The organism is Caballeronia sp. AZ7_KS35 (genome assembly GCF_023631045.1).
Lineage (GTDB): Bacteria > Pseudomonadota > Gammaproteobacteria > Burkholderiales > Burkholderiaceae > Caballeronia > Caballeronia zhejiangensis.
Genome location: NZ_JALQDV010000042.1, coordinates 172,378 through 195,434, shown reverse-complemented (window position 1 = coordinate 195,434; position 23,057 = coordinate 172,378). Strand labels below are relative to the sequence as shown.

21 protein-coding genes and 1 pseudogene are annotated in these 23,057 nt (G+C 63.0%); 9 read left to right on the top strand and 13 right to left on the bottom strand.

The genetic code is table 11. From position 1 onward, the window contains the following. Positions 1-4 precede the first annotated feature (4 nt). The 3 genes from NCT05_RS26965 to NCT05_RS26955 are packed head-to-tail and all read right to left on the bottom strand — an operon-like array spanning position 5 to position 3,196. Positions 5-856 carry a carbohydrate ABC transporter permease gene (locus NCT05_RS26965; RefSeq protein WP_008347776.1) on the bottom strand — a complete coding sequence of 284 codons (852 nt, stop codon included), beginning with the start codon at positions 854-856 and terminating at the stop codon, positions 5-7. Positions 857-867: 11 nt separating this feature from the next. Continuing rightward, positions 868-1,797, bottom strand: a complete 930-nt coding sequence (locus NCT05_RS26960) for a carbohydrate ABC transporter permease (protein WP_235366216.1) — start codon at positions 1,795-1,797, stop codon at positions 868-870. Between the two features lie 28 nt (positions 1,798-1,825). Continuing rightward, on the bottom strand, positions 1,826-3,196 hold the full coding sequence (locus tag NCT05_RS26955; protein ID WP_008347772.1) for an ABC transporter substrate-binding protein: 1,371 nt from the start codon (positions 3,194-3,196) through the stop codon (positions 1,826-1,828). Positions 3,197-3,386: 190 nt separating this feature from the next. On the opposite strand from NCT05_RS26955, the gene NCT05_RS26950 reads away from it, so the two are divergent. Next, complete coding sequence (locus NCT05_RS26950) at positions 3,387-4,508, top strand: ABC transporter ATP-binding protein (protein ID WP_250457200.1); 1,122 nt, start codon at positions 3,387-3,389, stop codon at positions 4,506-4,508. Positions 4,509-4,962: 454 nt separating this feature from the next. Further along, positions 4,963-5,832 (top strand): EAL domain-containing protein, encoded by an 870-nt coding sequence (locus tag NCT05_RS26945; RefSeq protein WP_008347768.1) that lies wholly within the window; start codon positions 4,963-4,965, stop codon positions 5,830-5,832. Between the two features lie 77 nt (positions 5,833-5,909). Here NCT05_RS26945 and NCT05_RS26940 read toward each other — a convergent pair whose 3' ends face one another. Then, a complete protein-coding gene (locus NCT05_RS26940; RefSeq protein ID WP_250503590.1) occupies positions 5,910-7,817 on the bottom strand; it encodes a M60 family metallopeptidase in 1,908 nt (635 codons plus the stop codon). Between NCT05_RS26940 and NCT05_RS26935 the strand changes: the two genes are divergently transcribed. After that, positions 7,816-7,998 carry a hypothetical protein gene (locus NCT05_RS26935; protein ID WP_008347765.1) on the top strand — a complete coding sequence of 61 codons (183 nt, stop codon included), beginning with the start codon at positions 7,816-7,818 and terminating at the stop codon, positions 7,996-7,998. The two genes, NCT05_RS26940 and NCT05_RS26935, sit on opposite strands and share 2 nt — an antisense overlap. Before the next feature lie 45 nt (positions 7,999-8,043). Here NCT05_RS26935 and NCT05_RS26930 read toward each other — a convergent pair whose 3' ends face one another. Both NCT05_RS26930 and NCT05_RS26925 read right to left on the bottom strand, forming a co-directional pair. Next, entirely contained in the window at positions 8,044-8,331 is a 288-nt protein-coding gene (locus tag NCT05_RS26930) for a DUF4148 domain-containing protein (RefSeq protein WP_008347763.1), read from the bottom strand. Between the two features lie 87 nt (positions 8,332-8,418). Continuing rightward, complete coding sequence (locus tag NCT05_RS26925) at positions 8,419-8,862, bottom strand: MarR family winged helix-turn-helix transcriptional regulator (RefSeq protein WP_008347760.1); 444 nt, start codon at positions 8,860-8,862, stop codon at positions 8,419-8,421. A 145-nt stretch (positions 8,863-9,007) separates the two neighbouring features. On the opposite strand from NCT05_RS26925, the gene NCT05_RS26920 reads away from it, so the two are divergent. Further along, a complete protein-coding gene (locus tag NCT05_RS26920; protein WP_250503589.1) occupies positions 9,008-10,549 on the top strand; it encodes a DHA2 family efflux MFS transporter permease subunit in 1,542 nt (513 codons plus the stop codon). Between the two features lie 83 nt (positions 10,550-10,632). Here NCT05_RS26920 and NCT05_RS26915 read toward each other — a convergent pair whose 3' ends face one another. The 3 genes from NCT05_RS26915 to NCT05_RS26905 all read right to left on the bottom strand — a co-directional run bounded on the left by NCT05_RS26915 (position 10,633) and on the right by NCT05_RS26905 (position 14,938). Further along, positions 10,633-12,702 (bottom strand): putative bifunctional diguanylate cyclase/phosphodiesterase, encoded by a 2,070-nt coding sequence (locus tag NCT05_RS26915; RefSeq protein WP_008347756.1) that lies wholly within the window; start codon positions 12,700-12,702, stop codon positions 10,633-10,635. Between the two features lie 106 nt (positions 12,703-12,808). Further along, on the bottom strand, positions 12,809-14,080 hold the full coding sequence (gene cls, locus NCT05_RS26910; protein WP_250503588.1) for a cardiolipin synthase: 1,272 nt from the start codon (positions 14,078-14,080) through the stop codon (positions 12,809-12,811). Between the two features lie 78 nt (positions 14,081-14,158). Further along, positions 14,159-14,938, bottom strand: coding sequence for a DUF4410 domain-containing protein (locus NCT05_RS26905; RefSeq protein ID WP_250503587.1), 780 nt, complete (start codon positions 14,936-14,938; stop codon positions 14,159-14,161). Between the two features lie 258 nt (positions 14,939-15,196). On the opposite strand from NCT05_RS26905, the gene NCT05_RS26900 reads away from it, so the two are divergent. Continuing rightward, positions 15,197-15,985, top strand: a complete 789-nt coding sequence (locus NCT05_RS26900; protein ID WP_008347750.1) for an SDR family NAD(P)-dependent oxidoreductase — start codon at positions 15,197-15,199, stop codon at positions 15,983-15,985. A 5-nt stretch (positions 15,986-15,990) separates the two neighbouring features. Here NCT05_RS26900 and NCT05_RS26895 read toward each other — a convergent pair. Continuing rightward, a pseudogene (locus NCT05_RS26895) lies at positions 15,991-17,411 on the bottom strand (UdgX family uracil-DNA binding protein). Continuing rightward, positions 17,411-18,622 (bottom strand): putative DNA modification/repair radical SAM protein, encoded by a 1,212-nt coding sequence (locus NCT05_RS26890; RefSeq protein ID WP_250440877.1) that lies wholly within the window; start codon positions 18,620-18,622, stop codon positions 17,411-17,413. Before NCT05_RS26890 ends, NCT05_RS26895 begins: the two are co-directional and overlap by 1 nt. A 113-nt stretch (positions 18,623-18,735) precedes the next feature. On the opposite strand from NCT05_RS26890, the gene NCT05_RS26885 reads away from it, so the two are divergent. The 3 genes from NCT05_RS26885 to NCT05_RS26875 all read left to right on the top strand — a co-directional run bounded on the left by NCT05_RS26885 (position 18,736) and on the right by NCT05_RS26875 (position 19,978). Then, positions 18,736-18,957, top strand: a complete 222-nt coding sequence (locus NCT05_RS26885; RefSeq protein WP_008347744.1) for a hypothetical protein — start codon at positions 18,736-18,738, stop codon at positions 18,955-18,957. 107 nt (positions 18,958-19,064) lie between these two features. Then, on the top strand, positions 19,065-19,370 hold the full coding sequence (locus NCT05_RS26880; RefSeq protein WP_250503586.1) for a hypothetical protein: 306 nt from the start codon (positions 19,065-19,067) through the stop codon (positions 19,368-19,370). A gap of 308 nt (positions 19,371-19,678) precedes the next feature. Next, a complete protein-coding gene (locus tag NCT05_RS26875; protein ID WP_008347741.1) occupies positions 19,679-19,978 on the top strand; it encodes a hypothetical protein in 300 nt (99 codons plus the stop codon). Positions 19,979-19,988: 10 nt separating this feature from the next. Here the strand turns inward: NCT05_RS26875 and NCT05_RS26870 are convergent, their stop codons facing one another. Together NCT05_RS26870 and NCT05_RS26865 are read right to left on the bottom strand one after the other, a co-directional pair. After that, positions 19,989-20,921, bottom strand: a complete 933-nt coding sequence (locus NCT05_RS26870) for an aldose 1-epimerase (protein WP_250503585.1) — start codon at positions 20,919-20,921, stop codon at positions 19,989-19,991. Beyond that, positions 20,918-21,718: a phytanoyl-CoA dioxygenase family protein gene (locus NCT05_RS26865; protein WP_008347737.1), complete on the bottom strand. Its 801-nt coding sequence runs from the start codon at positions 21,716-21,718 to the stop codon at positions 20,918-20,920. Before NCT05_RS26865 ends, NCT05_RS26870 begins: the two co-directional genes overlap by 4 nt. Positions 21,719-21,929: 211 nt before the next feature. Here NCT05_RS26865 and NCT05_RS26860 point away from each other — a divergent pair, with 211 nt between their 5' ends. Next, complete coding sequence (locus tag NCT05_RS26860) at positions 21,930-23,018, top strand: LacI family DNA-binding transcriptional regulator (protein WP_008347735.1); 1,089 nt, start codon at positions 21,930-21,932, stop codon at positions 23,016-23,018. Positions 23,019-23,057 lie beyond the last annotated feature (39 nt).

Here is a 23,057-nt window from a genome sequence, read left to right as displayed (position 1 = left end):
GATTTTATTTCACCGCGCCCATCGTGAGCCCTTGCACCAATCGCCCGGACACGGCCAGCGCGAACACGACCATGGGCAGCACGATCAGCGTGCCCGTCGCCATGATCTCGCCCCAGGGCAATTCATAACCGCTCATGTAGCTCGTCGCCGCAACCGGCGAGGTAATCGCGTCGCTGCGCGTGAGCACGAGCGCATAGAGCAGATCGTTCCACGAGAAGATGAACGCGAAGATCGCCGATACGACGATGCCCGGCATCGCGAGCGGCAGATTGATGCGCCAGAACACGCGCCACGGCGATGCGCCATCGAGACGCGCGGCTTCGTCGAGCTCGACGGGAATGTTGCGGAACTGGTCCGTGCAGATCCATACGACGATGGGCAGCGAGAACGTCAGATACAGCAGGATCAGCACGATATGCGTATCGACGAGATCGAGCTTCGTCGCGATCAGAAAGAACGGCACCGCGAGCACGACGGGGCTCACCATGCGGTTCGAGATGAACCAGAACCAGAGGTCTTCCTTGCCGCGAAATTCGTAGCGCGCGAGCGCATAAGCGGCTGGCGTGCCAAGCAGGATAGCGAGGACGGTCGTGCTGCTCGCGATGATGAGCGAGTTCAGCAGACTACTCGCGACGTCATGTTCGAACAGTGCTGCCGAGTAGTGATGAAACGTCGGCGAGAACAGCCATTTCGGCGGATACGCGAGCGCATCGGCCTGACTCTTGAGGCTCGTCGTGACCATCCAGTAGAACGGAAACACCGACGACATGAACACTACGACGAGGCCCAGAAAGTGCCATACAGTAGCGCGTTTTCTTGCCGCGCGTGCGCGCTTTGCGCGTTGCGTGCCTTGCATGCCTATCGAACTCACGCGGCCTCCCGATACACGAAGCGAATATAGAGACGCGACAGCACGATCGTCAGAATGAGCAGGATGATCGCCTGTGCGGAAGCCATGCCCTGATCGAAGAGACGAAAGCCGACGCGCTGGATATAGACGCTGATGAATTCCGTCGCGGCGCCGGGCCCGCCGCGCGTCATCGTGAAGACGGCGTCGAACATCTTCAGCATATCGGCGGAACGAAGAATAAGAATCGCAGTGAGACCCGGAAGAAGATACGGACGCTGCAGGTGCCACAAAATCATGCTCCACTTCGGCGTTTCGAGGCGCGCTGCTTCTTCGGCTTCCTTCGGCACCATCGAAAGCCCGGCAAGCAGGATCAGCGCGCAGAAGGGCGTCCATTGCCAGATATCCATGATCATCACGGAGACGAACGCGAGCGTCGGGTCCGCAAGCCAGTCCTGCGGCGGAATGCCGATGAGACCTGTCAGATAGTTCGCCACGCCGAACTGCCGATTGAATATCAGGCGGCCGATGAGCCCGACCACCGCATACGTCGTCGCCATCGGAATGACGAGACTCACGCGCGCCGCCGCCCGCATCCACGGCAGCTCCGTGCGATGCAACAGCAGCGCTGCAAAGAGCCCGAGCGCGACTTCGATCGGCAAGGTCACGCACAGGAACAATGCCGTGCGTCCGAGCGCTTCCCAGAAGGTCGGATCGGTCAGCGTCGCGATGTAGTTATCGACGCCGACGAACGGCGTGCCCGAGGCCAGGTCCGCGAGCTTGTATTGATGAAACGAGTTATAGAGCGCAAGCAGCAGCGGATAGATGCCGATGATCGCGAGCGCCGCGATCGCGGGTATCAGGAACCAGAAGGCGGGCGAACGCGGCAGGACGCCGAAGTAGCGCGCGGGCTTGCGCGGTCCGCGCGCATGCATTACAGGTGATGCCATTCGATCGCCTCCGGTCCCGTGAACAGAATTACTTCAGCAAAGGCTTCTTGCCGTCGTAATAGCCCGCTTTCTTCAGGATGTCCTCGGTCTTCTGACCGATGGTCTGCGCGCCCTCCTTCACCGTCACCTGGCCGAGCATCATCTTGCTGCCCCATTCGCCGATGACTTCTGAAATCGCCGGCCACTCCGGGAAGCGCGGACGATAATCCGGCACGCCGCCCTGCCACGATTCGACCATCGGCTTCACGAACGGATACTTGTCCTGCACGGCCTTGTCCTCATAGATCGCCATGCGCGCCGGCACGCCGCCCGCTTCGAGATAAGGCTTCGCCATGGCTTCGGACGTGATCCATTGAATGAAGAGCCACGACGCGGCCTGCTTCTTCGCATTCGACTTCGCGTTCACTGCAAGCGAGAAGCCGCCGAGCGCGGGCTTAAGTCCGGCCGGTCCCTTCGGTTCGGTCGTGATCGCGAGACAGTTGCCGATCTTCGACTTGCTCGGATCGGTGAGCGTGGGATAGAACGCGGACCATTCGGTAATCATCGCGACCTGTCCTTGCGCAAGCGCGTTGACCGCTTCGGCGTGATCGAAGTCGACGATGCCCGGCGGCATGTACTTCATCAGCTTCTGCCGATATTCGAGGCCCGCCTGCGATTGCGGCGACATCAGATTCGACTTGAACTTCGCATCGAGAAGCGACCCGCCGTTCGGCCACAGCACGCGCATGAAGCTATCGGCCGACTGCGTTTCGCCTCGCCGCGATTGCAGCGCGAACGCGAACTTGTCGCCCTTCGTGAGCTTCGGCGCGTAGGTGTTGAGCAAGTCGTCCCAGGTCTTCGGCGGCTCGTCGAAGCCCGCGTCCTTCAACATGCACTTGTTGTAGAACATCAGGCCCGAGTAGTTATCGAACGGCAGGCCGTAGGTGACCTTGTCCCAGGAGCCGAACGAATCGAGCAGGATCGGAAAGAAGCCCTTCAGGTTGAGATTCGGATCCGCGAGCTTCGGATCGTCGGTGAACTTCTTGATCGGCACGAGCCACTTGTTGCTCGCGAATTCGCCGATCCACACGACGTCCACGAGCACGATGTCCTGGTCGCCGCCGCCGACGAAGTTGAGCACTTCCTTTTCGCGCGTATTCTCATAGGGAATCACTTCCCAGCGCACCTTGATGCCCGTTTCCTTTTCGAACTGCGGAATGAGTTGCTGCGCGGCCTTGTAGCCGGGACGATCGAGAAAGATGGCCTTGATCGTGGTGCCCGAATACGGCTGCGCCGCTTCCTTCAGAGTCCAGGCCTGCGCGTTCGATGTTGCGAACGCCGCGCTCGCCGTGAGGAGCGCGACTGCCGCGGCGTGTTTGATCGGACCGGCTTGCATGGCCGGAATGAAGCGCTTCTTCATGCCTGTCTCCTTGGTATTTTTCGAGCGGATACGGCTTCTCTGGTGCGTTCGTTCGTGATCCCTGGTGCGCGTCGTTTCACTTGTAATTTCGGTTTTACAATTGTATATTTTGGCGCGAACAGCTTGTCAAGAACAAATTCGACGACGCATCGGATGCTGCGCTGCCGCAGCAGCAAACGGGAGACAACGCATGAGCGCAGTTCATTTGCAGCAGATCCGCAAGGCATTCGCTGGCGTCGACGTGCTGAAGGGCGTCGACATAGAAGTGACCGATCGCGAGTTCATGGTTTTCGTCGGTCCTTCGGGATGCGGAAAGTCGACCTTGCTTCGCACCATCGCCGGACTCGAACGCTGCGACTCAGGGCAAGTACTGATTGGCGGCGAGGACGTCACCGAACTCGAGCCTTCGCAACGCGGCGTCGCGATGGTGTTTCAGTCGTATGCGCTTTATCCGCACATGTCGGTGTACGAGAACATCGCGTTCGGTTTGCGCATGCTCAAGTTGCCCGAAGCGCAGATCAAGGAACGCGTGCATCGCGCGGCCGAGATCTTGCAGATCGGCCAGTTGCTCGAACGGCGTCCGCGCGCGCTGTCGGGCGGGCAGCGTCAGCGCGTGGCGATCGGCCGGTCCATCGTACGCGAGCCGAAAGTCTTTCTCTTCGACGAGCCGCTCTCCAATCTCGACGCCGCATTGCGCGTGCAGATGCGCCTCGAACTCATCAAGCTGCACAAGCAGCTCAATGCGACGATGATCTACGTCACGCACGATCAGACCGAAGCGATGACGATGGCCGATCGCATCGTCGTGCTGAATCATGGACGCGTCGAACAGATCGGCTCGCCGCTGGAGCTGTATCGCACGCCGCACAATCGCTTCGTCGCGGGTTTCATCGGCTCGCCGAAAATGAACTTCATGGATGTGCGCGTGATGCGCGTGGATGCTATGGGCGTCACCATCGAATTGCCGGGCGGCGAGTCGTTGACGCTGCCGTTCGCGGCTTCGTCCGTGCACGCGGGCGAGACGCTTACGCTTGGCATCCGGCCCGAGCATTTCGTCGAATCGGGCGGCGGGGATATCGACAGCGGCCTTGCAGGCGAAGTCATGGTGATCGAGCATCTCGGCGGCGAGACGCTGCTGCATGTCCGTTTGCCGAACGAACTCGTGATTCAGGTGAAAGGCTCGGGCGAATCGACGGCCGTCGAAGGACAGCGCCTGAACGCGGGCTTCAGCATTCGCCATGTGCATCTGTTCCGCGAGGATGGCAGCGCGCTGGAACGCATGCGCCCTGTCGCCGAAACCGCGACCGCCTGACGATCGACGTCGCGGAAAGACTCTCGTAAGCGAAGACAGCGGCATACCCATGCTCATCGACCGGCGGTCGCCTGTGCGGAAGCGCCGCGTGTCCCATTTTTGGTGCGCGCCCGCCGTTCGCAGCGATCATTTTCCCGGCGCCGGCACTAGTCGGGATTACAAATGTTCCGGAATCGCTATATACAAAACTGCAAAACGCCATGCCGATGCAGCGCAATATGTGCTTGCGTTATGTGCGCCAGCCCACACAGATCATCACGCGTTACGGTTGCGTTACGTGACTCGGGATGGCTGAACGATGCGTCCACACGCAAGCGCAAACGCTCCCCTTAAGAGGCAAACGTTGTCTCCAAGGGGCTCACCGAATTTACTTGGATTGGACGACGCGCGATCATAGTTTCTGGCACGACTCGTGCAACCGCTTCCACGACCAACTGGGAGGGATGGCTAGAGCATGAAAAGAACGACACACGGCTCGCCTGTCGCGAAAGCCGCGCCGGAGTCAGATCATGCATTCAGGCATCGCATACTCGAAGGCCTCAAGGCCGGAGAATTCTGCATCGCCTATCAGGGAATCTACCGAGTCCACGGCGGCGAACTCGCGCAAATGGAAGCGCTTATTCGCTGGCGTCATCCGGAATACGGCGTATTGCTGCCAGGCGCATTCAGCGAGGCGTTCAAGGACGCCGACATCATGCGCGAACTGACATGGTTCGTGCTGGACGCGGTCGCGTCCGAGATTGGCGAGTGGCGCGAAAGTGGCGGCGCACACTATTCGGTCGCCGTGAACGTCCCGCCATCGGTCGCGGCGTTGCCGGGCTTCGCCGAGCGGATGGAATCGATTTGCCGCGCGCACGACATCACGCCCGATTGCATCGAACTCGAACTGCTGGAAAGCGAAGATCTCGCGCGCATGCCGGCGATGCGCAAGGTCGTGCGGCGTCTCAAGAACAAGGGCGTGAGCGTCGCGATGGACGATTTCGGCACCGGCTATTCATGTCTCGCCGCGCTCGGACCGATCGACTTCGGCACCGTCAAGATCGCGAAGGAACTGCTCGCCGAAGCGCCGCGCTGCCCGAACGCGTGTCTGGTCTTTTCGTCGGTGCTCACGCTTCTTACGCGGCTGAAGGTGGCGATCGTCGTCGAAGGTGTGGAAACGGCCGCGCAGGCGCAATGGATTGCGCAGTGGCCGCACGTGCTCGCGCAGGGTTTCTTTCTCGCGCGACCCGCGTTCGGCATCGGTAATGTGCCGGGCGCGCTCATCGGCCGGCCGGGGACGCGGCGCAAAGAACAGCAGACCATTCGGCTCGCGGATGCAGCATGAGGAACTGAAGCGTTTCTGGCAGCCCTCGTAAAAGCCAGGACTTCGCCGACGCGTGCATGCGTCGGCGTTTTTTTGCCTTAAATCCGCGTGCGCGTCAAATCGGTCTTCGGCGCGCTCAGCTTCAGCCCGGCAATCGCCGCACGCGTGCCAGCATCGACCGGCAGTCCCCATCGCTCGAAGAAATCCGTCAGATCGAGATTGGCCGCCATGCACGCACGCAGCACGAAGCGTTGCACTTCGTTCTGGTCGCCGCCTTCATCCTCCGTCAGCGGATGCCGCCGATACAGCTTGTGCAGCCGCGCATAGAAGCCGTTGCCGAGTGCGCGGCGCAACTGCTCGTACATGACGAGCCTGATCCAGAGCGCTTCCGATGGCATCGGAAACGACGCATCGTCGAGAAAATTGCGTGACGGCTGCGCGAAATACTGCGCCGCGAGATCGATGCGATTCTTCTTGCCGCGCGCGTCGACGACTTGCAGCAGCGGCGAAGGCATCGGCGTGCCGAGGCGTTCCAGCGCATGCAGCGAATAGACGTTCACCGTCGTCTCCGTCACGCCCGGCCATGTCCAGTCCCATTGCTGATACATGTGTCCCATCTCGTGCCATACGCCCCATTCGTCGGCTTTCGCGGGCTTGAGCAAGGTCTCGGCCGCGCTATTGAGCGGCAGGCCGATCATGTAGTACGTCGCGTAGAGATACGTGTTCTGCAACTCGGCGTGGGTCGAAATCGCGTCCTGCACGAAATGCACGCGCAACGGCGACGGCGCATCGAGTGCTTCCGTGCCATCGAGTCCGGACAGTTCGTCGTGATAGCCCATGATGCGCTCGACATAATCGAGCAATGCGGCCGGATCCGCTGCGCCCGACTTGTCGTACATGGCGCGCGCGACGGTGAACATCGTGCGCTTGCCGACCATCTCGACGAGCGGCGCATCCGCATGACGCTGCAGCATCGCGCGCCATTCGGCGGGCGTCGTCGCACCTTCGACATAGAACGGCACCGGCTTGCCGCCTTCGCGCACGATGACATCGATCGACGTACGTGGCCTCTCGTTGTATCCGCTGTCGATGTATTCGAAGTAGAGCAAGCCATCGCGCGATGCGACGAACGCGTTGCGTCCTTCGGTCGCGAGGATCGTTTGCGGATCGCCCGCGGCTTGCCGCCGATAGAAGCCGTTCTTGTTGCCGACCATGACGATGAGGCCATCGGGACCATCGTCGGCGAGACCGTTCACATCGATCACGACGGTTTCGCCCTTCGACACATGCAGCCCCGACGGATGATAGTCAGTCCAGCGAAAACCGCCGAGCCGTTCGGCCTCGATCGCATCGGGTGCATACGCGCTCAAGTGATAGCGCCTGCCGATGTTGTCGTAAGTCGAGCGCGCCGAAGCATCGAGCGTGCGATACGCATGATCGCCGCCATCGCTTCCGGTCTTGTACAGACGCCACTGTCCGGCCTGCGCATTGACTTCGACGGACGCACCGTCGCGCAACGCATGATGCCCGACGACGAGTCCCGTCTTCGTGCCGGTGGCCGCGATGGTCACGACGTTCGCATCGGCTTCGATGCTCCAGTTCTGCCGCGCATCGCCCGATGGCGCTTCGAGCTCGACACGCGCGCCGAGCGTCACGTAACGTCCATATAGCTTCGAGTAAAGACGAAAGCCGCTGCCTTCCTTGTCGATGGTCCAGATCTGGCTCGCGGCGCGTTCGGGCGTCCACTCGGACTGCACGAGCGCGATCGTGCCATCGCGTTGCACTTGCGCGGTCAGCGCCTTGAAAGTTGCATTCGAAACGATATAGAAGTCGCCTTCCTCGACTTTCGCGCCTGCGCCGTAAGGCACCTGCATCGCCCCGGTCTTCGATGCGAAACGCGATACCCGCACCGCGTCGTGCGGATAAAACGTCACGGGCGCGTAGTAGCGCGATGCCGCGTGTGCGTCGCACAGGGCGAAGATCAACAGCCATGACCGCCATCGCATGCGTGGCCTCCCCGATACATCGGCCGTATTCCGGCTCTTCGTCGCATATCTGGAACTTGCGCCTGATGCCGAGATACTGCCGTATCCCGCCGTCGGCGTCGAGCCCGGACATCACGCGATTGCCGCATCATGCGTCGCGCGCTTTGCGATCAACGCGATCTCGTCGTATCGACTGCCTTAATGAAGCGGATGGCGTTTTCCGCGTCGTCCCGGAACAAGCGTCCGATTACGGCGTCGATGCCGGCGCCGGCTTGCCCGCCTTCTGCGCATTGATCTTCGACTGCGCGTTTTGCAGATTCTGCGGATAGTTGGTCTGCTCGCCAGCGGGGTTGTAGCCGTTCTGCTCGAGTTGCTTCAGCTCGGCGTTCTTCTTCGCGCGCGCTTCCTTTCGCTGGGCTTTCTTGATCTGCTTCGGCGTGGATGCGGCCGTGTCTTGCGCCTGCGCGATGGGCATCGAGACGAAAGCGGCGACGGACAGCGCGAGGACGGCCAACGGTGCGGTGCGTTTGTTCATGATCGATCTTCTCCGGATGGATGGCGGCACTGGACAACGACGCTTGCGGACAACGCTGAAGCAATCGGCGATCCAAGCGCGGATGAATCACCGATCGACGATACGGCTCAGATTGCCGCGCACGCGTTGCAGAAGCGCGATCAATTGCTCGCTTTCCTGCCGGCTGAAGCCCGCGAGCGCTTCTGCTGCGATCTCGTCGCCGACGCGCCGCGCGCGGTCGAGCGCCTTCTCCGCCTTCGCGGTCATGCGAACCTGACGCTCGCGACGATCGTCGGGATTCGGGCGGCGCTCGATCCAGCCGCCCTCTTCCATGCGATCGAGCAGACGGCCGGCGGAAATCGGCGCGACTTCCAGCAGCTCGGCGAGCCGCGCCTGATTGACCTCGCCGTAATGCGAGAGATACGCGAGCACGCGGCATTGCGCGCGCGTCAGATTGAGCGATGACTTCGCCAGCACGTCGAAGCGGTTGCCGCACAGGCGGTCCACGTCCGCGACCAGAAAGCCGAAGCGTTTGTCGAGTTGGGTTTCCATCGCGCGATTATATGTAGCGCCTTTCGATGCGCGCATCTCGTGCACACCCGGTAATTGACCGCATTGCGCGAGATCGCGGCCGCTCTATAATAAGCCTGCTTATCATCATCGTACTTACAAAAGCCGCCGCCTTGCGGCCACGTCCATGTCCCTCGAAGTCCCCACGGAACGCGCCGCAGCGCCATTGAACCGCGGCATGCTGACTGTCTCGATCATGCTCGCCACGCTGATCCAGACGCTCGACAGCACCATCGCGAACGTCGCGCTGCCGCATATGCAGGGCACGCTGTCGGCGTCGCAGGACGAAATCACCTGGGTGCTGACCTCGTATATCGTCGCCGCCGCGATCGCTACGCCGCTCACTGGCTGGCTCTCGGACCAGTTGAGCGTGAAGAAGCTGCTGTGTATTTCGATTGCGGGTTTCACCGTCGCGTCGGCGTTTTGCGGGCTGTCGGAGACGCTCACGCAGATCGTCGCGTCGCGGCTGTTGCAGGGCGTGTTCGGGGCGTCGCTCGTGCCGCTGTCGCAATCGATCCTGCTCGACATCAATCCGCGCGAGAAACAGGGCCAGGCGATGGCCGTCTGGGGCATGGGGGTGATGGTCGGTCCGATTCTCGGTCCGACGCTCGGTGGCTGGCTCACGGACAGCTACAACTGGCGCTGGGTCTTTTTCATCAACGTGCCGATCGGTGCGTTCGCGCTCTTCGGCGTAGTGACGTTTCTGCCCGCGCAGGTCGCGCGCCGCGCGGTGAAGTTCGACGCGTTCGGCTTCGCGACGCTCGGCCTTGCGATCGGCGCGTTCCAGGCGATGCTCGATCGCGGCGAACAACTCGACTGGTTCGGATCGATGGAAATCCGCATCGAGGCGATTCTCGCGGCGCTGAGTTTCGTGTTCTTCATCGCGCATACGGCGACGGCCGGGTCGCGCTCGTTCTTCAAATATCAGTTGCTGAAGGACCGCAACTTCGCGACCGGAACGTGCTTCATCTTCGTGATCGGCGCGGTGATGTACGCGACGCGCGCGCTGTTGCCGCCGATGTTGCAGAACCTGATGAACTATCCGGTCGCGACGACAGGCCTCGTCACGGCGCCGAGCGGCGCGGGCACGATGATCGCGATGCTCGTCGCCGGACGCCTGCTGAAGCACATCGATGCGCGTGTGCTGCTGCTGTCGGGATTTCTGATTTCGGCGTTCGCGCTCTGGCAGATGATGCATTACACGATCGTGCTGTCGGCATCGGATATCGTTTGGCCGGGCGTGATTCAGGGCTTCGGGCTGGGACTCGTGTTCGTGCCGCTGTCGGCGCTGACGTTTTCGACGCTCACGCCCGAGTTGCGCGCGGATGGCACCGCGACTTACAGCCTGATGCGCAATATCGGCAGCAGTATCGGTATTTCGATCGTGCAGACGCTGATGACGCGCAACACGCAGGTCGCCCACGCGGACCTCGCCGCGCAGGTGACGCCGTTCAATCCGGCGATGCAGCCGATGCTGTCCGGCGGCTCGATGACGGACATGGCGATGCTCAATCAAACGATCACGCAGCAGGCTTCGATGATTGCTTATCTCAACGACTTCAAGCTGATGTTTGTCGCGACGTTGTTGGTGGTGCCGTTGCTGCTGCTGATCCGGCCGGCGAAGAAGACCGCGGCGGAGGAGTCGGTGGCGCATGCGGCGATGGATTGAGGTTCGTGTTTGCGTCTTTTGTGTGGCTTTCCCTCGGGCTCGTTTCGTGAAATCCTGATTTCACAGGATTCCACGACCAAAAATCAAACACCGACAGCAGCCTTCTCCAGCATCCCCCCAAACGCATCCGCCGACAAAGGCATCGCCAGCAAAAACCCCTGCATCTCATCGCACATCATGTCCTGCAAGCGATCGAGCTGCGACCCGGTCTCGACGCCTTCCGCCACGACATCCATATCGAGCGAATGCGCGAGCGCAATAATCGCCGATACGATCGCGCGCCCCTCCTGCCCGTTCTCATCCAGCCCGTTCGTGAAGAACCGATCGATCTTCAACTGCTTCGCCCGAAACCGCTGCAAATACGCGAGGCTCGAATATCCGGTGCCGAAATCGTCGATTGCGATCTCGAAACCGTTCTCCTGAAACGCGCGAATCATCTCGATGGTGCGCGGCGCGTCCTGCATCGCCACCGACTCGGTGATCTCGAACATGATCTGCTCGCTCTCGACGCCTTCCTCGCGCACGATCGTCATGATGTTCGCGACAAGATCCGCCTCGTGCATCTGCCGCGGCGACAGGTTGATCGCCACCTTCACCGGCGGACGCCCTTCCGCGCGCCAACGCGACATGTGCCGGCACGTTTCGCGCACGACCCAGTATCCGATCTGCACGATCTGTCCGGAACGCTCCGCGATCGGGATGAACTCGAGCGGCGTCAACGTGCCGATCTCCGGATGATCCAGCCGGATCAACGCTTCCGCGCCCGCCAGCTCGCCGCTTTTGCCTCGGAACTTCGGCTGAAACAGAAGATAGAAATGGCCGCCATTCAGCGCCTCGTGCAACGCCTGCTGAATCTGCAGCGTCCGCACCGCCGCCTCGTTCATGCTCGCCTCGAAGAAGCGATAGGTGCTGCGCCCGCCGCGCTTCGCTTCGTACATCGCGACGTCCGCGTGCTTGAGCAGCGATTCGACGCTGTCGCCATCCTGCGAAAAGAGCGCAATGCCGATGCTCGGCATCACCTGCAACGGATGACTCCCGACGACGAGTCCCTTTTTCATCGTATCGAGGATGCGTTCGGCCATCTTCTCGGCATCCGTCGGCGCGTGCAGGTGTTCGAGCATCACGACGAACTCGTCGCCGCCCAGACGCGCCACCGTGTCGCCGCCGCGCACGCATTCCTGCAGACGTCGCGCGAATGCCTTCAGCACTTCGTCGCCGACCGTATGGCCCAACGAGTCGTTGATCGTCTTGAAGCCATCCAGGTCCATGAAGAGAATCGCGAAACGGCTGTCGCTGTGACGCGCGTTTCGGATCGCGCGATCGATGCGCTCGTTCATCGTGCGGCGGTTCGGCAGGTCCGTGAGCGTATCGAAGGTCGCCATGCGTACGATCTGCCCGTTCAGCCGCGACACCGAACCTGCAAGCAGCGCCGTGCGCGCATCGAAGCGCGACAGCACGAGCGTGATGATCAGAATGGTCAGCGTGAATAGCACGACAGTCGTCGCGAGCCAGCGCGAGTCGATGTCGTTGGCCGCGCCGCAGATCGAGCCCGGCAGAAACTCCGCCGCCGCGTTGCCCGTGTAGTGCATGCCGGTGATCGCGAGGCCCATCACCAGCGCCGACCCGAGTCGCTTGGCGAGCACGTTGGTCTGGTTCGCATCCGAGAGCGTATGGGCGATCCACAACGCCGCCCCCGATGCGACCACCGCAATCACGATCGACGCCGCGAACAGCAGCGGGTCGTACGTGATCGCGGGCTGCATCCGCATCGCGGCATCGCCCGTGTAGTGCATCGCCGCGATGCCCGCGCCCATCAAGAGACTGCTCGCGACGAGGCGCTTCATCGTCAGACGCCTGCTCGTGATGACGAGCAGCGCGAAGAACGACACGAGCACCGCGATGCCGAGCGACCCGGCGGTGATCTTCAGGTCATAGCCGAGCGGGATAGGCAATTCGAACGCGAGTACGCCGATGAAATGCATCGACCAGATGCCGATGCCCATCGACGCCGCACCGCCCGCGAGCCAGACGTGCCGCGTGCGCGACTGCGCAAGCGATGCGATGCGGCCCGAGATATCGAGCGCAGTAAAGGAAGCGAGCGTGGCGACTACGAGCGATGCCGCGACCAGCCAAAAGTTATAGGTGCCGTGCATGATTGCCGTAGACCGAGAGACCCGTTTGCGTGAGCGTCTTATCGGCTTTCGTCAGGCGATCTTTAGGCCAAGATGAGAAATATTCGCAACACGGAATGCGCGAAAGTCAAAGCTGCGGATCGAGCAGCGCGGCCACGCGCTCCAGCAGCTTCTCGGTGAGCGAACGGCGGCGCCAGTCTTCGAGCGTGATGCGTTTCGCGCGGGCGACGTCGTCATCGAAAATCGCCGTTTGCTGGCGCGCGAAGTCGCGGTCGTAGATGTTCAGATTGGCTTCGTCGTTCAGCTTGAAGGAGCGGCTGTCGAAATTCGTCGAGCCGACCGACACCAGATACTCATCGACGACGATCAGCTTGCAGTGGAACATCGTCGGCTGATATTCGAACATTTCGACGCCCGCCGCGAGCAGGTCGCCCCAGCACGCGCGCGATGCCTCGCGCACCGTATGCGTGTCGATGCGCTTGCCCGGCGTGATGATGCGAACCCGCACGCCGCGCCGCGCCGCCTCGACGATCGCGTTGATCGTCAGCTTGTCCGGCACGAAGTACGCGCTCGACAAGTGGATGGAACGCGTCGCCGCGGTGATCGCCATGAGGTACATCAGCTGCATGTCGTCGCTGCCGCCGGACGGCGAGCTGCTGAACATGTGCGCGAAGCCGTCGCCCGCATCGTCGATGTCCGGGAAATAGCGCGGGCCGTGCAGCACGTTGCCCGTCGTCTTGATCCAGTTGTCCATGAACACGGCCTGCATCTGCCCGACGGCCGGGCCTTCGACGCGAAAATGCGTGTCGCGCCAGTGCTTCTCGTCCTGCGCGTGTCCGGTCCATTCCTCGGCAATGCCGACGCCGCCCGTGAAGCCGATGCGCCCGTCGATTACGAGCAGCTTGCGGTGCGTGCGGTCATTCATGCGGCCGAGCCCGGTCCAGTGCGGCTTGTGATACTGGATCACTTCCGCGCCCGCGTCGCGCAGCATGCGCAGATAGCGCTTGTCCATCTTCGACGTGCCGACCCAGTCGAGCAGCACATGCACCGATACGCCCGCGCGAGCCTTGTCGGAGAGCGCCTGCGCGATTTGCTCGCCGATCGCGCCCGACCAGTAGATGAAGGTTTCGAAGGTGATCGTCTCTCGCGCCGCGCGAATGCCTTCGAGCATCGACGGGAAAATCTCGTCGCCGTTCACGAGCACCTCGAAGCGGTTGCCGCCGACCACGGGCGGACCGAGCAGCAAACCCATCGAACGGAGAAACTGCGGGTCGTCGCTCGCGTACAGCCGTTCGATCCTGTGCTCGATCTTCTTTTCGCCGCTCGTCAGATTCGCGATCACCAGCACGACGACGAGCGTCACGACAACGGTCAGGACAATCAGGGCAATCGTCGGCATGCGCAGCCTCGCGAAGCGAACATTCGTCCGGATTCTAGTGCAAGCACGTTCCGGACCGCGCAACGGCCGCCGCTTTCCTTAGCTCTTCGCCGGCATCCAGCCCTGCTCCTGGCCGAGCTTGGCGATCTGCTTGGCGATGGTGTCGCCGAGGCGCTTTTCATCGGACGACACATCCGCGTGCTTCGTCTCCGACACCGCGTGCAGCCCGCCCGACACCGCGAGCGATGTCGCGACGTGCCCCGCCGCCGCGCCGACGCCCGCCATTTCCGCGACGCCCGGCGCGTGGCCGCTGTCGGCTTTCGCGTCGAATTGTTCGAGCAGTTGCGGCACGCCGTTCGCGGGCTTGAGGACGACCTGCACCGTCGCGCCGACCTTGCTTTCGCCCGCGCCGAGGCCGATCACCATGCGGCGGCGGCGATTGCCCGCATCGATCGTATTGATGCTTCCTTCGACGACGAGCACGCTCCGATCTTGCGGCGGCGGCACGTCGGCGCGGATCGCGGGCAGACCCATCGATTGCAGTTTGGCGACGATTTCGTTCGCGACTTCCTGGCGCGCCGCGATGGCGTCTTGCGTCTGCTTCCGCGCTTGCGAATCGCCGGACATCGCCGAGCCGAGCTTCGAAATCAGGCCGTGATTGTCGAGCTTGACGTCGTTCGCGTCGCTGGCGAATGCGTAGACGTAGATCGTGTCGGGGCGCACGGCGGGCGCAGCCGCGACGGTCTGCACGTACTGCCCGTACTGATTCGATGCCTGCGCCGGATTGCTCGCGCATCCCGCAAGCAGCGCCGTGCCGACGACGAAACCGGCGAGCGCCGCGCCGCGCACTTTCTTGAACAAGTTGATCGGGCTGGACATGTTGCACCTCCTGTGTGGATTCGTGGATGCGTGACACGGCTCGGTTCTCGCTGCTGCATCTGCTTCGTTTCACGCTGGACGCAACTATGGACGATGACCGCGGCGGAAGCCATCGAGCATTTATGTCGCGGGGTTTCACGGGCGGCGAACGCTTGCCGGACGCGGCTTCAGCAACGTACTGCGCTTATGGCTAACATCCCGGAACGCGTCGTGGCGAAATCGCCGGCGCATTCCGCCAACCCAATCGAAGGAGCAGATATGGATCTCAAGATCGGCAACAAGCTCGCGCTGGTATCCGGATCGACGAAGGGCATCGGACATGCCATTGCCGTGGCGCTCGCGCGTGAAGGCGCGCGCGTGATCATCAACGGCCGTTCGCAGGCGTCTGTCGATGCGGCGCTGGCTAAACTGCGCGAACTCGTGCCCAACGCGCAGGGCGAAGGCTTCGCCGGCGACGTCTCCGACGCAGCGCAAGTCGACGCGCTCGTAAAGCGCTTTCCGCACGTCGATATTCTCGTGAACAACATGGGCATCTTCGATCCGAAGCCGTTCGAAGAGATTCCCGACGACGAATGGCTGCGCTTTTTCAACACCAACGTGATGTCGGGCGTGCGCCTGTCGCGCGCGTATCTGCCGAAGATGAAGGAGAAGAACTGGGGCCGCGTCGTGTTCATCAGCAGCGAGAGCGGCATTCAGATTCCCGTCGAGATGATTCATTACGGCGTGACCAAATCGGCGCAGATTTCGCTCGCGCGCGGCCTCGCGGAAACCTGCGCGGGCACCGGCGTGACCGTCAATTCGGTGCTGCCGGGGCCGACGAGTTCCGAAGGCGTCACCGAGTTCGTCGAGAAACTGTCGGGCGGCAAGAGCTTCGGCGAATTCGAGAAGCAGTTCTTCGAAGAAGCGCGGCCCACGTCGATTCTCAAGCGCTTCATCACGCCCGAGGAAATCGGCAGCATGGTGGCGTACGTGTGCTCGGAGCTTTCATCGGCGACGAACGGCGCGGCGTTGCGCGCGGATGGCGGCGTCGTGCGCGCGGCGTTCTGAGCGCGCTAGGCCTTCAACGACGACGCCAGCTCCAGCGCCGCAACGATAGCCGCGACGGTTTTTTCGCGCGCGGCTTCGTCGTTCTGGCGCAGCGCGTAGGACGGGTGATACGTCGCGACGACCAGCTTGTCCCGATACGGCACGACGCGCCCGACATGCGCCGAAAGCGTCGCGCGCCGTCCGAAAAGCGCGGCCAACGCGGTCGCGCCGAGCGTGACGATCACCTTCGCGCCGACGTCGTGCAGTTCCTGTTCGAGCCAGTACGAACAGGCTTCGACCTCCTGCTGCGCGGGCGTCTTGTGCAGACGGCGCTTGCCGCGCGGCTCCCATTTGAAGTGCTTCACCGCATTGGTCAGATAGACATGCTCGCGCACGACGCCGGCACGCTGCATCGCGTCCTGAAGCAGTTGCCCGGCCGGTCCGACGAACGGCTCGCCCTTCAGATCCTCCTGATCGCCGGGCTGTTCGCCGAGCAGCATGATGCGCGCATCGGACGGACCGGCGCCGTGCACTGCCTGCGTCGCGTTGCGCCACAGATCGCAGCGGCGGCAAGTATCGAGCGATGTGGGCGCGTCCCGCTCCGGCTGCGCTGCGAGCGCATCGACCTGAACCGCCTTGCCGCCGAGCGCGCCGACGTTTTGCGCCTGCGCGACGCGTCGCGCGCCGCCGCGCGCATCGCTGACGAGCTTCGGGATCAGTGCGCCTTCCGGCAGCCCTTTCCAGAAACGCACCGGCATATGCTGTTCGAGCGCGGATTCGTTCAGTCGCGCCGGATTGAAGATGCTGCGGTAGTAGGTCATCCAGAGCGCTTCGGCGGCATCCGGCAAGACCGCCGCATGATCCGACGCCCGCGCGCGGCCGCGCTCCAGTTGCAGGCGCTCGCCGTCGAACATCGCGGCGCCGTCGGGCGTTGCGATGAGCCACGTCGAGCGTCCCATGCGCGCGGCGAAATGCTCCGCCCCCACGCGAGCACGTCGTGATCCGGCTCGTACCACGCGACGAATTCCGGCGCGCCGAGCGACGCGTCGCGCTGCCGGAAGCGCACATACGCGATCATGTCGTGCTGCGCGCGGCGCACCGCCTTCGCCATCTTGTAGAGGCGCGCGCCGTCTTCATCGGCGGGCGATGCCACCGAGCGGTCGCCCTGCGCCCAGCGCCACAGCACGCGATATAAAAAGCTCCAGCGGCGCGCGTCGCGAAAATGCGCGGCGTCTTTCAGCAGCGATGCGAGTTCGCGCGACACGCGGATAGGCGGCGCATCCGCTGCCTTCGCCGCTTTTGCCGATCGCGCCGACTCGTTGAACAACGCCGGCTCCGCCTGAGCCGTACGCCAGTCGATCGATTCGGGCGGGAGCTTTTGCGCGAGCGCATCGAGCGCGGCGACGCGCCAGGCGTCGAATTCGTCGTCGATGGCGATGACGTGCATCAGATCAGCGAGAGCTGCACCGGGCCGGTCGCGAGCGCGCGCCGCAGACTGTCCGAAGGCGCTTCGTCGAGCGGCGGCCGGTAATCCGCCGTGACGACGAACGGCTTCACCTTGTCCATGCCGCAGCGCAGCCGCACGAGATCGTGATAGCGCACGCGCCGCTCGCGCCGCAACTCCACGATGCGCTTCGCGTTGCGCATGCCGATGCCCGGCACGCGCGCGATCATGCGCGCGGGCGCGGCGTTCAGATCGACGGGAAAGCGCTCGCGATGCGCAAGCGCCCACGCGAGTTTCGGATCGACATCGAGCGGAAGGTTGCCGGCATCGCCGAGCAGTTCGGCGGCGGCGAAACCGTAGCCGCGCATCAGAAAATCCGCCTGATACAGCCGATGCTCGCGCAAGAGCGGCGGCGCTTTCGACGGCACGCCCGAGGGGCTGTCAGGAATCGGGCTGAACGCCGAGTAATACACGCGCTTTAGCTGATAAGAGCCGTACAGCGTTTCGGCGGTGCCGAGGATCGTGCGGTCGTCGGTTTCATCGGCGCCGACGATCATCTGCGTGCTCTGCCCCGCCGGCGCGAACTTCGGCGCGCGCGGCTCCGCTTCCGATTCCTCGCGCGCGACGCGGATGTTGCCCATCGCCAGCTTGATCGTGCGGCCGCTCTTTTCCGGCGCGAGCCGCTCGAGGCTGATTTCCGTCGGCAATTCGATGTTTACGCTCAGACGGTCGGCATAGCGTCCCGCTTGCGCGATGAGTTCTGGATCGGCATCGGGAATCGTCTTCAGATGGATGTAGCCGCGAAATCCGTGCTGCTCACGCAGCAATTTCGCGACGAGAACGAGCTGCTCCATCGTGTAGTTCGACGAACGAATCACTCCGGAACTGAGAAACAACCCGTCGATGTAATTGCGACGGTAGAAATCCAGCGTGAGCGTAACGACTTCTTCCGGCGTGAAGCGCGCACGCGGCACGTTACTGGACCGGCGATTGATGCAGTACCGGCAGTCGTACAGACAAAAGTTCGTCAGCAAAATCTTGAGCAGCGAGACGCAGCGCCCGTCGGGCGTGAAGCTATGGCAGATGCCGGAGCCGGTGCTCGCGCCGAGGCCATCGATGCCGCGCGACTCGCGTTTGGGCGCGCCGCCGCTCGCACACGACGCGTCGTATTTGGCGGCGTCGGCGAGAATTTCGAGCTTTTCGGAGAGATCCATCTTGATTATGGTACTGTATGTTTATACAGTACCTCACGAGAGGCGCGGAGTCAAAGGTAATCACGGCATCGCACGCTTCGCGCCTGCCCTCGCAATCTCTTTCGGAGCCTTTCATGCGATTCGACTACAAGACGTTTCACATCGACTGCACCGCCCATCACGACGAAGACGGCAGCTACTACGCGCACGCACGCATCACGCGTCCGGCGGACGAGCGCACCGCGCATGCGGAAGTATTCGAATCCGGCGAGCTGGATGCGTTCGCGAGCGAGTCGGATGCCGTCCATTGCGCGCGGGCGTGGGCCATCGAGTGGTGTGACGAGGCGACTGCATGACAATTCGATTTCTTCCCGCGGCACGGTGATTGCGCAATGTAATCGGCGACGCCGCAGCTTTGCGCAAGGCGGCGCGCATCGAGATCATTGATCAACGGGAGGAAACCATGAAGAACGCCAAGAGAAGTTTGATTGTGTCGGCCATGATTCTGGGCTTGTCGGGCGCGGCATTCGCGCAAGGCGCGGGCGGCGGTGCCGGCGGCGGCGGCGCGGGTGGCGGCACGGCGGGCGGCAACGGGGCCGGTCAGGGCGGCACCGGAATGGGCACGCCGAACAGCAACGGTGTAACCGGCTCGACGTCGGGCGCATCGGGCTCGAACACGATGGATTCGTCCAAGGGCAGCAGCAAGATGCACAAGAAGGGCAGCTCGGGATCGAACATGTCGAGCGGCACCTCCGGCAAGTCGGAATAAACGTATTGAGTTTCCACGTTTCGGCGCGCCCGGACTTTCGCAAGTCCGGGCGCGTTTTTCGTGCTTCTTCTTTAAACCCGCACGCCTATCCCCACCAAGGTATCCCTGCCAGATAGGGATTTCTCGCGCCTTCCCATCGCCGTAAGGTAATCCCCGAGCGCCATTCGTCGCGCCCGGTGCGTCGTCATTTGTCGCGTCGGACGAAGCGAGCCCGCGCTCGATCCATTCATCCGTCCATCGGCAAAGCGGCAAGGAGTCCGAGACTCGCGTTCCCGGCTGCTTGTGCATTCGTTTCAAGGAGCTGGAACATGAAGGCAAAGATCAACCCGAAATTTCTCGCGATGATGGCAGCATGCGCGGTCGTGTCAGGAATCGGTGTCGCGCACGCGCAAGGCATGCCCGCCGATGCGCAGCAACTCGTCCAGACGATGCGCCCGATGTACATGTCGCAGGCCATGCCCGATGAATCTCAGACGCAAACCGCCGCGACGCCGCAACAAGCCTCCGGCGGCGACTCCGCGTATGGCGGCATGAAGCCCGCCTCCGCGAGCGGACATCGCGATAGCGACTGCAGCCCGGCGAACTGCAACGTTTTCTTCGGTCAGTAGGCGCGACGCCTTATTCCGTGTGAGTCGTCCAGGCGAATGTCGCGCTGACCGACTCGCCCGGTTCCAGCACCGCGCCGCCCTTCGCGGCGCGGTCGACATCGAGATTGACCCAGTCCGCCACGTTGCTCACCGGCTCAACGCAGAGCAAATCGGGATGCGACTTCGGTGCATACACCACCAGGGCATCGAACGGCGCTTGCGCGCTGAGCGTGACCGCGCGGCGTTCGTCGGGCCACGCGATCGTCGCCGTGCGCGACCAACCGGCGAAGTTGTTGTCGAGATCGAAGGCATCGGCGGGCATGCCTTCTTGCGACGCCATCGCATCGACGCACGGATGCGCGCCCGCATGCGTGGGCAGCAGATCGGGCGTGCTGTGCCACATCGACGCGACGCGTGCGTGAACGCGCGTATTGCGCGTGCGCGGATAGTACGGGTGATGTCCCATGCCGAACGGCATCGGCCGATCGGACAGGTTGCGCGCGGAGAGCGTCACGCTTAGCGTGTGGTCATCGAGCGCGATGTCCTGCGTCGCCTCGTATGCGAACGGCCAGTGACGCGCGGCATCGCGCGAGGGTTCGTGCAAAAAATGCAGACGCGCGCGCGCGTCCGACACATCGCCGACACGCCACGGCAAGCGCCACGCGTTGCCGTGCAGCGCGTGCGCAAAGGCGTTGCCGTCGCCGGAAAGATCGATGAGCGCACCGTCGAACACGAAGCGCGCATCGCGGATGCGATTGCAGTACGGCAGGAGCGGAAAGCTCGCCATGCCGAGCGGATCGCGTGCGGCCAGCGCGGCGGGCGTCGCGGGACGCAACCAGTCGATCGTACGTCCGTCGCGCGTTTCGTCGAAGGCCGCGATCGATCCGCCCACGTGCGGCGCAAGCAGCACGCGCCGCGCGCCATGACGCAGTTCGACGAGGGGATCGGACGGCGCGGCGCTCAATATGCAAACTGCCGATAGCTTTCGTCGAAGGTGCGCGCCGTCGTTTCCACCTGAGGATTGAAGCGCAGCAGCCGCCGCGCGCGCGGAGGCAACGCGGCGAAGACGTCGCGCGGCACGTCGATATGCACCTCGGGCCGGAAATACCACGCGCGGCTGTAGCCGATCACGACCATCGGACGCGGCTCGCCGATGAGATTCGGCGTACCGCGATGCAGGCCGCGCACATCGCGAATCATCACGTCGCCGACTTTCATCGGCACGCGCTCGGCGGGGAAGCGCCCTGCTTCGAGACCGGCCAGCGCCTCATCGCGCGACATGCGATGCGTGCCACGCGTCGTTTCGAGCGGACCGTTGCGGTCATCGACATCGACGAGCGGGAAATTCACCGCTAGCTGAAACGAAGGCGTTTCCGGCGCATCGTCGAAGAGCGGCGGCGTATCGCGATGCCAGTCCTGGAACTCGGAGCCGAGCACCGGGGTGTCGGTGGCGAGCTGGCACATCACCGGATCGCGCCCGGCCACGCGTTCGACGATCCCGACGATGTCTTCATCGCAAAAGACCGACGGGTCCGCGAACTCGCCTTCGAACGGCAGGGTGACGTAATAGCGGCCCGGTCCGCGATTGCCGCTCGCCGACGCCTCGCGCGCTGCATCGACGTGCGGTTGCAGAAGCGGCGCGAACGCATCGCGCCATGCGTCGATCGTCGCGCGCGGGAAATGATCGCGCAGCAGGACGAAGCCGTCTCGTTCGAACGCTTCGGCGAGCGCGTCTCGCGCGCTCTCATCGTACTTGCCCATGCACTTTCTCCTCGTTGCGAGTCCGAAAACAGAATCGCATGCGTGTAATCCGCTCGTCAATATTATTAGTAATAACCAGTGAAAACCCTGAGCAGAAATGACCAATAAAAACGTGCTTTCCGCGTCGTTCATCACTAATATTAGTGGCAAGTTTCTCCGGCCCGCGAGACAGGTTTCGCGCAGAGTTCAGCCGCCCGGCGCGGCACGCACAATGAAAAAATCCACGCAACGCCGCCCGACGATGACCGACATCGCGAAGCTCACCGGAGTCTCGCAATCGACGGTCTCGCTCGTGCTGAACAACGCAAGCGGCGCGAAGTTCTCCGACACCACGCGCGACAAGGTGCTGCGCGCCGCGCAAGATCTCGGCTATCGCATGACGCAGCGCGAACCGGTCGCCGCGCTCGATAGCCAGCGCGAGCGCAATCTGATCGTCTATCTCGCCGACGAAATTTCGACGAGCCCACATCCGGTCGTAAGCATCGACGGCGCGCGGGACGCGGCCTTCGCCAACGGGCGCATGCTCGCCGTCTATTCGACGCACGGCAATGCGGAGATCGAGGCGCGCGTGCTCGACGCGACGCTCGGCAATCCGAACGTGCTCGGCGTGATCTACGCGACGGTCTATACCCGCCGCGTCACGCTGCCGGCCGTGCTCGCCAAGGTGCCGACCGTGCTGCTCAACTGCTACACGAGCGATGCGAGCGTGTCTTCGGTGGTGCCGGCGGAAGTCGCGGGCGGGCACACCGCGACGGATCATCTGCTGGCCGCGGGGCACAAGCGCATTGGCTATATCAACGGCGAGCCGTGGCAGGACGCGGCCCGCGATCGTCTGAAGGGCTATCGGACCGCGCTCGCCACAGCCGATCTGCCGTTCGCGCCGGAACTGGTGCGCGAAGGCGACTGGAGTCCCGACACCGGCTTCGAACAGACGCTCTCGCTAATGCGCGAGCCGAATCCGCCGACCGCGATCTTTTGCGCGAACGACCTGATGGCGCTCGGCGCGATCGAGGCGTTGAAGCAGCTCGGACTGCGCGTGCCCGACGATGTATCCGTGCTCGGCTACGACGATCAGGAAATCGCGCGGCATACGCATCCGCCGCTTTCGACCGTCGTGCTGCCGAACTATGAGCTAGGGCGCTGGGCGGTCGAGACGCTGCTGCAGGAAGAAGAGAACCGGGCCGCGGGCGCGCCCGTTCGGCGTCGCACCGTGAAGCTGGACGGACCGCTGATCGAGCGCGGCTCCGTCGCGGAAAACACCGAGGCGAAACAGTTGGCCATTAATAATATTAGCGATTGATCGTTAATGAAATGCGCTGAAGCAATCGCCGCATTCGCA